This window comes from Mesorhizobium sp. (genome assembly GCF_017306585.1).
Lineage (GTDB): Bacteria > Pseudomonadota > Alphaproteobacteria > Rhizobiales > Rhizobiaceae > Mesorhizobium.
Window position 1 is genome coordinate 1 of record NZ_JAFKIC010000276.1, and the last position, 13,975, is coordinate 13,975.

At 63.9% G+C, this 13,975-nt stretch carries 11 protein-coding genes and 1 pseudogene; 3 read left to right on the forward strand and 9 right to left on the reverse strand.

Translation table 11 applies throughout. The annotated features are described in order from the left end of the window. From J0I79_RS31955 to J0I79_RS31990, 8 genes and pseudogenes are all read right to left on the reverse strand, one after another. A pseudogene (locus tag J0I79_RS31955) lies at positions 1 to 146 on the reverse strand (DUF4432 domain-containing protein); the annotation flags it as partial. Between the two features lie 43 nt (positions 147 to 189). Continuing rightward, complete coding sequence (locus tag J0I79_RS31960) at positions 190 to 1,104, reverse strand: sugar phosphate isomerase/epimerase (protein ID WP_292869154.1); 915 nt, start codon at positions 1,102 to 1,104, stop codon at positions 190 to 192. Positions 1,105 to 1,160: 56 nt separating this feature from the next. Next, positions 1,161 to 2,246: a Gfo/Idh/MocA family oxidoreductase gene (locus J0I79_RS31965; protein ID WP_292869157.1), complete on the reverse strand. Its 1,086-nt coding sequence runs from the start codon at positions 2,244 to 2,246 to the stop codon at positions 1,161 to 1,163. A 35-nt stretch (positions 2,247 to 2,281) separates the two neighbouring features. Then, positions 2,282 to 3,343 carry an ABC transporter ATP-binding protein gene (locus tag J0I79_RS31970; RefSeq protein WP_292869161.1) on the reverse strand — a complete coding sequence of 354 codons (1,062 nt, stop codon included), beginning with the start codon at positions 3,341 to 3,343 and terminating at the stop codon, positions 2,282 to 2,284. 199 nt (positions 3,344 to 3,542) lie between these two features. Beyond that, positions 3,543 to 4,631, reverse strand: coding sequence for an ABC transporter ATP-binding protein (locus J0I79_RS31975; RefSeq protein WP_292869164.1), 1,089 nt, complete (start codon positions 4,629 to 4,631; stop codon positions 3,543 to 3,545). After that, positions 4,628 to 5,587 carry a sugar ABC transporter permease gene (locus J0I79_RS31980; protein WP_292869167.1) on the reverse strand — a complete coding sequence of 320 codons (960 nt, stop codon included), beginning with the start codon at positions 5,585 to 5,587 and terminating at the stop codon, positions 4,628 to 4,630. The genes J0I79_RS31975 and J0I79_RS31980 overlap by 4 nt, the downstream gene beginning before the upstream one ends. Then, positions 5,584 to 6,444 carry a carbohydrate ABC transporter permease gene (locus J0I79_RS31985; protein WP_292869170.1) on the reverse strand — a complete coding sequence of 287 codons (861 nt, stop codon included), beginning with the start codon at positions 6,442 to 6,444 and terminating at the stop codon, positions 5,584 to 5,586. Before J0I79_RS31985 ends, J0I79_RS31980 begins: the two co-directional genes overlap by 4 nt. Positions 6,445 to 6,526: 82 nt before the next feature. Further along, positions 6,527 to 8,140: an extracellular solute-binding protein gene (locus J0I79_RS31990; RefSeq protein ID WP_292869172.1), complete on the reverse strand. Its 1,614-nt coding sequence runs from the start codon at positions 8,138 to 8,140 to the stop codon at positions 6,527 to 6,529. Positions 8,141 to 8,498: 358 nt separating this feature from the next. On the opposite strand from J0I79_RS31990, the gene J0I79_RS31995 reads away from it, so the two are divergent. Beyond that, on the forward strand, positions 8,499 to 9,527 hold the full coding sequence (locus J0I79_RS31995) for a LacI family DNA-binding transcriptional regulator (protein ID WP_292869174.1): 1,029 nt from the start codon (positions 8,499 to 8,501) through the stop codon (positions 9,525 to 9,527). A 10-nt stretch (positions 9,528 to 9,537) separates the two neighbouring features. On the opposite strand, the gene J0I79_RS32000 is transcribed toward J0I79_RS31995, so the two are convergent. After that, positions 9,538 to 10,485, reverse strand: a complete 948-nt coding sequence (locus J0I79_RS32000; RefSeq protein WP_292869177.1) for an ABC transporter substrate-binding protein — start codon at positions 10,483 to 10,485, stop codon at positions 9,538 to 9,540. A gap of 181 nt (positions 10,486 to 10,666) precedes the next feature. On the opposite strand from J0I79_RS32000, the gene J0I79_RS32005 reads away from it, so the two are divergent. Beyond that, a complete protein-coding gene (locus tag J0I79_RS32005) occupies positions 10,667 to 12,802 on the forward strand; it encodes a TonB-dependent hemoglobin/transferrin/lactoferrin family receptor (protein WP_292869180.1) in 2,136 nt (711 codons plus the stop codon). Between the two features lie 2 nt (positions 12,803 to 12,804). Beyond that, entirely contained in the window at positions 12,805 to 13,890 is a 1,086-nt protein-coding gene (locus J0I79_RS32010; RefSeq protein ID WP_292869183.1) for a siderophore-interacting protein, read from the forward strand. Positions 13,891 to 13,975: the final 85 nt, after the last annotated feature.

Genomic DNA, 13,975 nt, shown 5'->3' on the forward strand with positions numbered 1-13,975 from the left:
GAGCCGGTGCGGAACTCCAGCATGCGGATGCCGCGCTCGACGCCGTCGCCGAGCGTCATCAGCCGCACCCCGGCGAACTGCGACAGCATACCTGAACGTTCCGCGACCTGCCGGCGCGATAGCGTCTTGCCGTAGAGTTCTACCATGGTGCGACTGCTTCACTCACTTGGCGCTGTCTCCCTTGCCACCTCACAGGCCGTTGGCGCGGAACTTCCCGTCGAGGAACTTCTTGGCGCGCGGCACGTCGTCTTCCGACAGATGCTCGATGATCATGGGAATGTTCGGATGCTTCTCGGCGAGACGCTGGAGGTAGAGATCATAGTTCAGCGAGCCGAGGCCGGGCGCCGGCAGTTCGATCTCGCCGACGCCGCGGAAAGTGTGGCTTTCCATTGCGTTGTCGTCGCCGATGTCGGCGTGTTTCTCCGACTTGTCGTCGCCCGAGCGCTTGACGTCCTTGGCGTGCGCGATCTTGATCTTGTCGGTCAGCGTATCGAACACCTGGTTCAGGATCTGGTCCATCCGGTCGATGTTGTGGGTCTCGAAATAGTTGGTCGGGTCCATCAACAGGCCAAGGCCGGGATGATCGACCTGCGCGAACATTTTCACCGTCTCCTCGACCGAGCCGACGACGTTGTTGACATAGGTTTCGAGCAGGAAGACCGCGCCGTGGTCGTAGGCCGTCTGGGCAAGGTCGGCGATCACCTTGCGGCACTCCTCGAACCCCTCCTCGGTCTTGTTCTTGGGATGGTGCACCCAGTCGGATTCGGTGTTGTAGGTACCCGTCTCCGAGATCACGTAAGGCGAGCCGAAATGGCGCGCGTTACGGATGATCTCCTTGAGGTAGCCGACGCGCTTCTCGCGTTCCGCCTTGTCGGGGTGAATGATGTTGGTGTAGCCCGACACGCAGCAGATCGGCAGATTGTGGTCGCGGAAGACGTCGCGCACCTTCTTCGCCTTGTCCTTGGTGATCTGTCCGGCCGACAGGTCGACATCCCTGAAATGCAGGTCGAGCTGCACCGTGTTGAAGTCGAGCGCGCGGATCTTCTTCGCCGTCTCTTCGAGGCCGTACGGGAAATAGCCCGTGAAAATACCTGCCTGCATCATGATCTTGAATTCCTCCCTGTAAGCGATTCAGTTGTCTGGTGTTTCGGTTGCGGTGATCAGATGGCGATTTCGGAAAGCTTGACGGTGCGGCCGGCAGCCATCGAGCGGTAGCCTGCTTCGACCAGCGCCATGGTCTTGACGTTGTCGGCGACGGAAAGCGCCGGCGGCGTGCCGGTCTTCACCGCGTGCTGGAGCTGTTCCATCACGCCGATGAAGGCATGCGGGAACCACATCGTCTCCCAGCTTGGAGTGACCCATTCGCCGCCGGTCGTCTCAGAAGACGCATAGGTCAGTGTCGAGGCAGCGCCCGTCGGCCAGCCGATCGTGCCCTTGGCGACGCCCTTGGTGCCGTCGACGCGCCAGTTGATGTGCTGGTCGTCCCTGTAGCCTTCCTGGCGCGGACCGGACCAGACGTCTTCCAGCGACACGGCGAGCACACCCGAGGGAAAGCGCAGCGTCGAGACGGTGATGCCGTCGGAATGGTCGAACTGGGTTCGCGGATCCTTGCGCGTCAGCGTGGTGATCTCGTCGGGATCGCCGAACAGGAAGCGCAGCACGTCGAGGTGATGCACGCTCATATTGGCCAGCGTCAGCCGGTCGTAGCCCTGGAGGAAGGTCTGCCAGTGCGGGATGGCATGCATGTCGATCTGCGCGAAGACGATGTCGCCGAGCGCGCCGCTGTCCATGATCTGCTTCAGGACCCGCATCGACTGGTCGTAGCGCATGTTCTGGTTGACCGAGAGGATCTTGCCGGCCTTTGCCGCCTCGTCGCGCAGCTTGACTGCTTCCTCGACCGACAGCGCCAGCGGCTTCTGCGCCAGGATCGCCTTGATATGCTTCTGCTTCAGCGCATGCCGGATCAGCGCCGGCTGCTGGTCCGGCGGAAAGGCAAGGTCGATGATGTCGACATTGGTATCCTCGATCAGTTGCTCCGGCGTGTCGTGCACCGTCGGAATGCCCCAGCGCGTGGCGACCTTCTCTGCATTCGCCCTCGTGCGCGAGGCGATCGCCACGACCGGGAAGCCTGCTTCCTTGTAGGCGGCCAGATGGCACTCGGCCATGATCATGCCGGCGCCGACGCAGCCGATCCTGTATTCCCTGGTGCGGACCTTCACGTCCGGCTCGAAACCGTTGCCTGTCATGCCTTCCTCCCGAAATTCTGTCCTCGCGGCCGCATTCATCTCGCCAACGCGCCTCCGCCTTGCCCGAAATAATGCACGCGTCCCGGCTCGCAGGATATCGCCACCATCGCATCGGGCCTGATCTCGGGCTGGCCGCGCAGCAGGGCCTTCAGCCGCGCCTGCCCGGCGGTAAGCGTCACCACGGTATAGCCGCCAAGCGGCTCGACCTCGGACACCCGGGCCGGGCGGACTTTTCCTCCCTCCGCCCACGGACTGACCTTGATATCCTCGGGCCGCAGCCCGATCTCCACTGCTTCGGCCGGCGCCGCACGATCGGCGATGCTGACCGCACCTTCGGCGGCCTTGACGCCGCTCTCGCCACGAACGGATTTGAGGATGTTCATGACCGGCGAACCGAGCAGCCGCGCCACATAGGTGCTGGCGGGGCGATCATAGATTTCCGCCGGCGCTCCGATCTGCCTGATCCTGCCATTGTCCAGTATTGCGATGCGGTCGGCGATCGACATCGCTTCTTCCTGATCGTGGGTGACATAGATCAGCGTCTTGCCGAGTTCGCGCTGGATGCGTTTCAGCTCGACGCGCGTCTCCTCGCGCAGTCTCGCGTCGAGCGCCGAGATCGGATCGTCCATCAGATAGGCATTGGGGTCGCGAACCAAAGCGCGCGCGATCGCCACGCGCTGACGCTCACCGCCCGAAAGCTGCCCCGGCGGCTTGTGCAGGATGTGGCCGATATGCAGCTTGGCCGCCACGTCGGCGACGCGCCTTTCAATCTCGGCATCCGCGACTTTGCGCTCTACGAGCGGGAAGCGGACATTGTCGCGCGCGCTCATATGCGGGAACAGCGCCAGGTTCTGGAACACCATCGCCACGTTGCGTTCGGCCGGCGACACCGCGTTGACCGGCCTGCCGCCGATCAGGATCTCTCCCGCGTCCGGCGTCTCCAGCCCAAGCACGAGGCGGAGGATGGTGGACTTGCCCGAGAGAGGCGGCCCGAAGAAACAGAAGAACTCATTGTCGTTGACGGTGAACGACGCATCGTCGACGGCAAGCGTGTTGCCGTAGCGCTTCGTGACATTGCGGAAAATGATATCGGCCATGGCTCAGCCTGCTCCACTGGTTGTGGACAGACCGTCTGCCTTGGCGCCGCCCCTCATCCGCCTGCCGGCACCTTCTCCCCGTATAGTGACGGGGAGAAGGGAAGCGCTCCAGCGTTGGCGCCCCCCTCTCCCCGTCCCTATACGGGGAGAGGGTAAGGGTGAGGGGCAGCGCCGACCTGGGGATACTTGCACGAGCATCTCAGCCCCCGACCTTGATGGCGAGGCCGGTACTTGCGTCGAAGACGCGAACCGACGACGCCTCGGGTGCGACAACCGCGGTCTGCCCGATCGCAAGCCCGACAGCGTTCTCGAACACCGCCTTCACGGCACCTTCGCCAATACCCAGATGCACGATGGTCCGCGCGCCGATCCGCTCGACAAAGGTGACCGGCATGGCGAGTCCGCGCTCCGCCAATGTCACCTGCTCCGGCCGGAAGCCATAGAACACGTCGCCGTTTGCACCGCGCAAGGCGGACGCGAGTTGATCCGGCAGCGGCGGCGTGACGCCAAGCGGCCCGAGATCGACGACCAGCCCGCGATCGCTTTCCGCCGGCCTGCCCTTGATCAGGTTCATGCCCGGCGCGCCGATGAAGCGGGCGACGAAGACATTGGCCGGGTTGTTGTAGACTTCGAGCGGCGTGCCGACCTGCTGCAACACGCCATGGTCCATCACCGCGATGCGGTCGGCCATCGTCATCGCCTCGAGCTGGTCGTGCGTGACATAGACCATGGTCTGCCTGAACTGGCGCTGCAACTGCTTGAGCTCGGTGCGCATCACCGCCCGAAACGCCGCGTCGACATTGGACAGCGGCTCGTCGAGCAGGAAGATCGCCGGCTCCATGATCGCCGACCGGCCGATCGCCACCCGCTGCAGGATGTTGACCGACAGCCTGTCCGCCTTGCGGTCGAGCAGCGGCGTCAGTTGCAGCAGTTCCGCGATCGCGCCGACGCGACGGTCGATCTCCGCCTTCGCGGCGCCGCGCATCTTCGGCCCGTAAGCGAGGTTCTGGCGCACCGTCATATGGGTGAAGATGGCATAGTTCTGGAACACGAAGCCGACGCCGCGCCGGCCCATCGGCACGCCGGCCATGTCGCGCTCGCCGAACAGGATTTTTCCGCTGGTCGGTTCTTCCATCCCGGCGATCATGTTCATCGTCGTCGACTTGCCGCAGCCCGAAGGGCCAAGCAGCGCCATGAACTCGCCGTCCGCTATGTCGAGGTCCATCGTCTTCAGCGCGGTGAAATCGCCGAACGTCTTGACGAGATTCCTGAGGTGGATCGCGCTCATGCCGACACCTCCCGGGCCTTCGCCATCCGCTTCATGGCGAAGACGGCGACGATCGAAAGCACGATCAGGATGGCGAGCGCGATCGCCGCGACATAACCCCAGATGAGGTCCTGCGTTGTAACCTTGTAGATGTAGACGGAGATCGTCTCGGTCGCGACGCCGGGGCCGCCGCCGGTCATGATATAGAGCGTGTCGAAGATCTTGAAGTTCTCGATCACCCGGATCGCCAGCGCGATGATGATGATGGTCTTCATCTTCGGCAGCACGATGGTGGTGAAGCGCTGCCAGGGATTGGCGCCAAGCAGCGTCGCCGCCTTGATCTGGTCTTCGGGAACGCCGACCAGACCGGCAAGCAGGATCAGGAACATCAGCGGCGTCCATTGCCAGATGTCGGCGATCATCACCGCGATCAATGCCAGCGTCGGGTCCGACAGCCAGGCGATGGTGACGGGCGTGCCCGTGATGGTCGACAGGATGTCGTTCACCGGGCCGCCGGACTGGAACAGCATGAAGAACATGTAGCCGGCCACTGCGGGCACCACCATCATCGGCATCAGCAGGATCGAATAGAAGATGCGCTTGCCCGGAAAATCGTCGGCGAACAACGTCGCCAGTGCGAGGCCCAGCAGGAACTCGGCCGGCACGCAGACGAGCATGACGATCGCCGTGCGCTTCAGCGCGCTCCAGAAGCGCGTATCGGCGGCGAGATCGGTGTAGTTGGCGAAGCTGTTCCACATCTCCCAGGCGTTCCACCAGCCGATGCCGGAGAGTGGCGACCAGTCGGTGACGCTGATGTAGAGCTGCATCAGCAGCGGAAAGGCCGAGATGAACAGCACAAGGATCTGCGCCGGCAGCGTCAGCCGGAAGCCAAGCCTTGCCCCTTCGTCGCGCGGCGACGGTTTTGCCCGGGCGGCTGCCATGGCATCCTCCGAAATCGTGGCGGCCACCGCACTCATTGCTTGAGTGCCCCAAAGGTCAGGCCGCGCACAAGGTGGCGCTGGATGGCGATGCCCATGATGACCGGCGGCACCGCCGCGATGAGCCCGAGCGCTGCCTTGGCGCCATAAAGCTGGCCGGTCATCGAGGATGACAGCGAAGCCATGTAGACCGGAACGGTCACCCATTCGCGCGTCGTCAGAAGCAGCGCGATGAGATAGTCCGACCAGTTGAGGATGAAGACGAACAGCGCGGCGCTGGCCAGCGGCGCGCGCATCATCGGCAGCGTGATGCGGGTGAAGACGCGCAGCCGCGAGCAGCCTTCGACCAGGGCGGCTTCCTCGATCTCGCGCGGCATGTCGTCGAAGAATGTCTTCATCAGCCAGAAGGCGAACGGCAAGGTGACGATGCCATAGATCAGCGCCAGGCCCCACCAGCTGTCGGTGAAGTTCAGGAACGCCCACATGATCATGACGGGTATCATGACCGCCATCGGCGGAAACAGCCTGAGCTGGATCAGCGCCAGCGGCAGGTTCTGGCCCGACCCGAAGCGCGACAGCCCGTAAGCCGCCGCGGTGCCCGCCGACATGGCGATCGCGGTGCCGAACACCGCCGACAGCAGCGACGACAGCAGAGGCTTCAGCGCCGTGCGGTCGAGCGCCACGATCAGGTTGTTGTCGGACTCGCCGAAGACGAACCGGAAATTGCTGAGCGTCGGATTCTTCGGCCACCATGTCAGGTCGGCGCCGGTCGCCGACCATTCGGCGATCGGCTTGAAGGCCATCGACACCATCCACAGGATCGGCACCAGCGTCACCGCGATCGCCGCGAGGATCGCGGCGTAGCGGAAAATCTCGAAAGGAACGGAACGCTTCATCTGGCTGCTTCTGCTGGTGGCGTTGTCTGTGGAGGGGAAGAGCTTGCGCTCCTCCCCTCCTTGTCTGATCCAGGGAGACGGATCAGCTGATCGGGTCGAGAACCGTCGGCCAGGCCTCCTTGTTGGTTCTGACGGCTTCGAGCAATTTGTCCTCGCCGATACGCCGGGCGATCTTCTTCCACTCGGCCTCGGTGTCGGCCATCGCTTGCTCCGATGTCTTGGCCTTGGTGAGCGAGGCCATGAGGTTTTCGTCGAGCGCGTTGTGGAAGGCCGTGGCGCCGGGATAGTTGATCGTCGGCACCGTGCGCGCGACCGTCTCGCGCACCACGTCCATGTGGTAGGCGTGATAGGTCTGGCGCACCAGCGGATCGGAGAAATCCGAAAGCCGGAACGGGTCGAGATAGCCGCCGGGATTGGCGCTCATCCAGGCATAGATGCGCGCCGAGCCCAGCCATTGCAGCAGAAGATAGGCCGCCTCCTGGTTCTTCGACTGCGACGAGACCATGCCGGTCAGCGAGAACCACAGCACCGAGCGGCTGATCAGCTTGCCGTCGATCTCGCGGCCGGGCGGCAGCATCGAGCCGATTTTGCCGGTGACCTTGGAATCCTTGTTGCCTGCGTTGTCGAGGAATTTCGGCAGGTTGGAGAATGCGCAGGTCATCGCCGCCCCACCCTTGGCGAAGTTGCCATACTGCTCCGGCCAGCCCCACGAGATCGCATCCGGCGAGTGATGGACAAGCGACTCCACATATTCGTTGGTGGCGGCGATGCCGTGCTCGGAGTTGATCAGCGGCTTGCCATCGTCGCCGAACAGGAACTGGTTGGGCGAGGCCATCGAGACATAGCGCTGGTACCAGTTGGTGTAGCCCCAGCCCTGGTTGCGCAGGTCGGTCGAGCCGAACAGGCCCTTGTCCGGACGCTGGAAGAAGGTGGCGACATCGCTGTGCTGCTTCCAGGTCTTCGGCGGTGCGAGGTCGTAGCCGTACTTGTCCTTGAAGGCCTTCTGCTCGGCCGCGTCGCCGAACAGGTCGGTGCGGTAGACCCATGTCTGGAAGTCGCCATCCAGCGACACGCCATAGTTCGAGCCGCGATATTTGTTGAGCAGCGACACGCCCTTGGCGCCATCGACATAGCCGGTCTTGGGATCGTCCCATTCGGGCTTGTACTGGGCGACGAAGTCATCGAGCTTGGCGATGCCGCCAGTCTCGGCAAGATCGCCGAGCCGGTTCCATTCGGTCGAATAGATGTCGTAGGCACCCCCCTTGGTGGAGATATCCTGCATCGTCTTGGTGAATTCCTGGCCGTTCGGCAGGCCGACAATTTCGATCGGAATGCCGGTCTCCTTCTCCCACAGCTCCTTGATCGACGGCGCGCCGGCCGGGAAAGGCTGCGTGAGCTGGCCGATCGAGCCGTCCGACAGACCAAGAACGATCCTGGCCGGCGCCTTGCCTGCGCCCTTGAGCGCCTTGGCGGCTTCGACCGCGCGGCCTTCCGGCGTATCCGGACCGTATTGATAGCGTTCGGCCCCCTCGAAACCGGTCGGGCCACCGATCATGCCCGGCGCCAGTGCGTCGGCGGCGTAGGCGCGGCCGGGACGGATGAATTGCGGTGCGATACCTGTGGCGGCCACGAACACGGCGGCCTTGCCTCCGGACGCCAGCAGTCGGCGCCGCGAGATGCGGATCAGTTCAGACATTGGAATTCCTCCCTCAGGGCCCAATGTTTCCTCCACGAGCCCATGAGGGATATTGACGGCAGTATCGGAAGCCTGTCAACATCATAAATACTCAAAAAACATCATATCATCGCAAATAGGTCGCCAAGTGCTTGATTTCTGGGTCCATATTCGGCTCTTGTTGCGCAAAATTGATGGGAAACACGTCTTCTTGCCTTGCAATGGCTTCGCAGATTGGCCTGATTTAGCCCGATGGCTTGCGTATCGGCCAAGGCCGGATACATCATTTCCCATCAGAATCGCGGAGTGTCGGCATCAGCCGCCATCGGCTCGGCTGCCGGCTTTATGCGAAGCTGATGCGTTGAGGAGGTGAAAGACGGTGCGTTCGACCCTTACCGACATAGCCCGTGAAGCCGGCGTTTCCGCCGCCACCGTCGACCGCGTGCTCAACAACCGCCCGGGCGTGCGGGCGCGCACCCGCGAGATCGTGCTGGAGATGGCTCAGCGCCTCGGCTACATTGCCGAGAGCCCGAACGGGATGCCGCCACGGCCCGTCCCGGGCGAGGTCATCCGCCTCGACTTCGCGCTGCCCGCCGGCACCAATTCCTTCATCAAGATGCTGCATCGTCACATCGAGGCGCAGGCCTTGGCGCGCCCCGATCTCGATGTCCACATTGCCACCATAGAGGGCTTCAATCCCGACCGGCTGGCCCGCCTGCTGCAGGACCTGCGCGGCCAGACGCAAGGCGTCGGCGTCATTGCGCTCGACCATCCGACGGTGCGCGAGGCGATCCGCTCGCTGTCGGCCAGCGACGTCAAGGTGGTGACCATCGCCTCAGACATCCTGCATGTGCCCAGGGTCGCCTATATCGGCATCGACAATCGCGCCGCCGGGCGGTTGGCCGGTTACCTGCTCAACCGTTTCATGGGATCGGGGCGTCCCGGCAAGGTGGCGCTCTTCGCCGGCTCGCTCTCCTATCGCGGCCACGAGGAACGCGAGATGGGCTTCCGGCACATACTGACCGAGGAATCGCCCAATCTCGAGATCGTCGAGATGCGCGAGATGCTCGACGACCGGGAAAAGGCGTACTCGGAAGCATCGGCGCTTCTGGAGCGGCACCCCGACCTTGCGGCGATCTACAATGTCGGCGCCGGCAACACCGGCATCGCGCGCGCGCTCAAGGAGCGTGGCCGCGCGCAGTCGACCGTCTTCCTCGGCCATGAGGTGACGGACGGCACCAAGGACCTGCTGCTCGACGGCACGCTCGACGCCGTCATCGACCAGAACCCGCGTGTCGAGGCGCGAGAAGCGCTCAACATTCTCGCGCACGAGGTCCGGGGACTGCCCTATGAATTGCACCAGCCCAGACTGCAGGTGATCTTCAAGGAAAACATTCCGGAGATATGATCCGGCGGTCCTAGTCGACGTTTTCCGGATAGAGCGCCTTGGCCAGGTCGCGGATGGCGTCCGCCGTGCGCGGGCCGAAGCCGATCATGTAGGCGCCGTCGAGCACGATCAGCGCCTTGTTGGCGGCCGCCGGCGTTGCTGCCAGCGCGCGGTTCGAAAACACCTGCTCCGGCGTCGGACCGCCCTTGCCGTCGCTCATCATCAGGATCACGTCGGGCGCCATTTCCACCAGCTTCTCCTCCGACGCCGCCTTGTAGCCCTGCACCACATCCATCGGGTTCAGGCCGCCGGCATAGCGGATGATGGCATCGGCCGAGGTGCCGGCGCCGGCCGCGCTCAATTTTACCAGGCCGTGGAAGAACACCACCTTCTTGCGCCGCTCCGGCGGAATTTTCGCGGCCAGATCGGCGGCGGCCTGAAAGGCGCTGAGCACTTCCGCGGAAACCGCCTTCCCCTTGTCCTCCAGGTCGAGGCTCGCGGCGATAAGCGTGATCTTGCGGTCGATGCCTTCGCCGCTGTTGTCCTGCGGGATGAAAACGATCGGGATCGCCAGCGACTTCAACACTTCGACCGCTTCCGGCGGCCCGCTGTCCTCGGCAGCCAAGATCAGGTCGGGGCGCAGCCCGGCCAAGCCCTCGACAGACAGCTGGCGACGATAGCCCACATTGGGCTTTCCGCTCACATCGGTCGGGTACTTGCTGCCCCGGTCGACGGCGATGATCCGTTCGCCGGCGCCGAGCGCATACACAATCTCCGTGACGTCGGACCCGAGCGTCAGGATTCGCGTCGCCGGCCCGGGCGCGACAGTTCGTCCCAGCGCATCGGTGACCGTCTCGGCAGCCTGTGCCTTGAAGCCGCAGGACGGCGCCAACACCGACAGCGCCAGCAGCAGCATGACGGCTATCCCGCCCGGCCCGAACCATGGCGTCCGCCTGCGCTCGCTCATATTGCCAACCATATTCTTGCTCCCTGCCCAGGACCCATTCGGTGATTGACTGGCCTATAAATTTAAAGTTGACTCGTGTCATCATGTTTTAATATGTGGCCCCTGCCCCGACCGTCTGGGTCGTGGGATTCCAATCATGCCAGCCAGGGCCATTCGGCCACCGCCAGCAGTTTGCTTTGCTTGGGGGCTTTGCATGACAACGACAACAAACACGACCTTGATGGCCAGCACCGCGCTCGCCTTCGTACTCGGCCTTTGCGCCGCGCCTTTCGCCAGCGCGCAGGAACAGGAACCGGAGAAAAAAGCCGCCAAGGCCGACCGCCTGACGCCAGCCACCGCCGCGCAGAACCAGCCTGCGACCATGCTCGACGTCATCACCATCTCGGCGACGATGATCAAGACCGCCGTCATCGATTCGATGGCCGCCATCAGCGCCGTCGACCAGGAGGAACTGGATCGCATCCAGCCCGACACCGCCGCCGACATCTTCCGCACCACGCCCGGCGTCGCCGCCTCGATGAACGGCGACGATCCGGCGACCGCCATCAACATTCGCGGCCTCGAGCAATATGGCCGCGTGGTAGTCACGCTCGACGGCGCCCGCCAGGACTACTGGCGCGTCGGCCATGGCTCCGGCTCGTTCTATGTCGAGCCGGACCTGATCAAGGACGCCACCGTCATTCGCGGCCCGGTATCGAACGCCTATGGCTCCGGCGGCATCGGCGGCGTCGTCTCCTTCGAGACCAAGGACGCCGGCGATTTCCTCAAGCCGGGGGAAAACTGGGCGCTGAGCGAGAAGCTCGGCTATGAAAGCAACGGCGATGGCTTCACCACCAGCACCACCGGCGCCTACCGGTTCACCGAGGACGCCGACATCATCGGCAACCTCATCTACCGCAATCGCGACAGCTACACCGACGGCAACGGCGACACGGTGCCTTGGACCGGCGAGCGGGTAACCAGCGGCTACCTCAAGACGACGCTGCGGCCGGCCGATGGCCATGAGCTGAAGCTCGGCGCCATCCTGCAGCGCTACAACGACCAGATCACCGGCTCCAGCGGCTCGACCTCGCCGACGCTCAGCCGCTATGACGCCAACACCACCAACCAGACCTATACCGCCGCCTATACCTGGAAGCCCGACGACAACGAGCTGATCGACCTCAGCGTCAATGCCTATCACAACCGCACCCGCGCCGAGCAAACGCAGGTCTGGCCCGTCAACGCGATCGGCAATTTCCGCTTTTACGATGTCGCCACGACAGGCTTCAACGTGAAGAACTCCTCGCGCTTCGACGCCTGGGGCCTCGCCCACACGCTCACATACGGCGCCGACTACTATTTCCTCGAAGGCAACTCGGAGACGGCGCATTTCGGCTCCGGCAAGCAACAGGGTTACGGCACCTTCCTGCAGTGGCAGGGCGATTACGAGAACTGGCTGCAGGTAATCACCGCGCTTCGCTACGACGGCTACACTCTTGATGGCCAAACCAAGACGGTGCCGGTGCAGGAAGCATCCATCAATGGTGACCGCTGGTCGCCCCGGGTGACTGTCGGTGTCACCCCGATCGAAGGCCTCCAGCTCTATGGCACCTATTCGGAAGGCTATCGGGCTCCGGGCCTGCAGGATGTCTTCCGCGGCGGCGGCGCACACGGTGCAGGGGATGCCTATCGCCCCAACCTGCTGCTTCAGCCGGAGACCGCCAAGAGTTGGGAAGCCGGCATCAATGTCAAATACGACAACATCCTGGCCGAGGGCGACCGGTTGCGCGCGAAGGTCAACCTCTTCCACACCGACGTCGAGGACTACATCGAGGCCGACCTGCGCACCTTGACACCACCGATACCACGCACCGCGACCAATATCGGCGAGGCCCGCCTGAAAGGCATCGAGGCGGAGATGGTCTACGACTATGGCTGGGGTTTCGTGAACCTCTCCGGCGCGTTGATCGATGCCAAGGTCGTCAGCGGCGTCTATTCCGGCCAGCCGCTGAACAACACGCCGCTCGACCGCTTCTCGGCCACTCTCGGCTTCCGCATGCTGGAGGACCAGCTGACCGTGGGCGCGCAGTATCTCAGCATTGGTGAGATCACCCGCACCCGCCGCACCAGCCTGTCCAACCCGATCGTCGTCGATCCCGGTTTCGAGCTCGTCAACGTCTTCGCCAACTGGACCGTCAACGACAATCTCAAGGTCGATTTCGGCGTCGATAACGTCTTCAACACCGCCTACACCGACCCGCAAAGCGCATGGTCGACCACGGCGGCGACGGAACAAGGCAAGGGCCGCACCTTCAAGGTGGCGCTGACCGGCAGGATCGGAGGATAAGCATGAGCCAGACATCGATGCGCGAACTCGCCTGCGAGGCACAGCTCAACCTGCGGCATCTGCCCGACTATATGGACAGCATCACCGACCGGCTGCAAAGCTTCGAGGCCGATGCGTCGCATCAGGGGCAGCGCATCGATTTCCGCTTCGCCTTCGGGGGTGCTTCCATCGACATGGAACGCCTCGTGATGCGAGCCAACGCCGCCGACCGCGACGGCCTCGCCCGCATCAAGGACCTGCTCGCGACGGCGGTGCAGGTCTATGCCAAGGAGGAGAATCCCGAGATCGTCTGGACAGGCGATCTCTCGGGCGAAACCAGCCTCGCCCAGTTCCGCGAAATGACGGTGACCGGCGTCCGCGACCTGACCCCGCATATGCGCCGCATCCGCCTTGCCGGTGAGGATCTCGGCCGTTTCGCCAAATTCGGCGGCATGCACATCCGCATGCTGTTTCCGACCAGGGACGTGCCCGATCCGCTCTGGCCGGTTCTTGGCGCCAGCGGCCTGCCGGTCTGGCCGGCCGACGACCGCCGGCCCGTGGCGCGCGTCTACACGATCCGCGCGCTGGACGTGGCAAAGGGCATCATCGATGTCGACTTCCTCATCCATCCAGGCGACAGCGTCGGTTCGGCCTGGGCCATGCAGGCCGCGCCGGGCATGAAGGTCGGCATCATGGGGCCGGTCGGCCGCCCGGTGCGGCAGGCCGGATGGTACGTCATGGGCGCTGATGAGACCGGCCTGCCGGCGCTGGCGCGCATGCTGGAAACACTGCCGGCCGAGACCAGGGGCGTCGCCTTCATCGAGATCGCAGATGAGCGCGAGAAGCAGCAGATTGCCAATGCCACCGGTATCGAACTGCACTGGCTGACAAGGGACGGCGTGCCGGCCGGCGAGGACAAGCTGCTGGCCGAGGCGGTGCGCTCAGTATCATGGCCGCAGGATGTCTCCTCCTTCGGCTGGTTCGCGGCGGAGGCATCGGCCGCCAAGACGATCCGCGAATACTGGCGCGACACCCTTGGCCTCGGCCGCGACCAGACGCTGGCCGCCGCCTACTGGCGGCGCGGTGCGGCTGGGCTGATGGCGGGGTGACGTATGAAGCGGTTTGATGCCATTGTGAACTAAGGAGCGTTGGCGCTGCCCCTCATCTGCCTGCCGGCATCTTCTCCCCGTATAG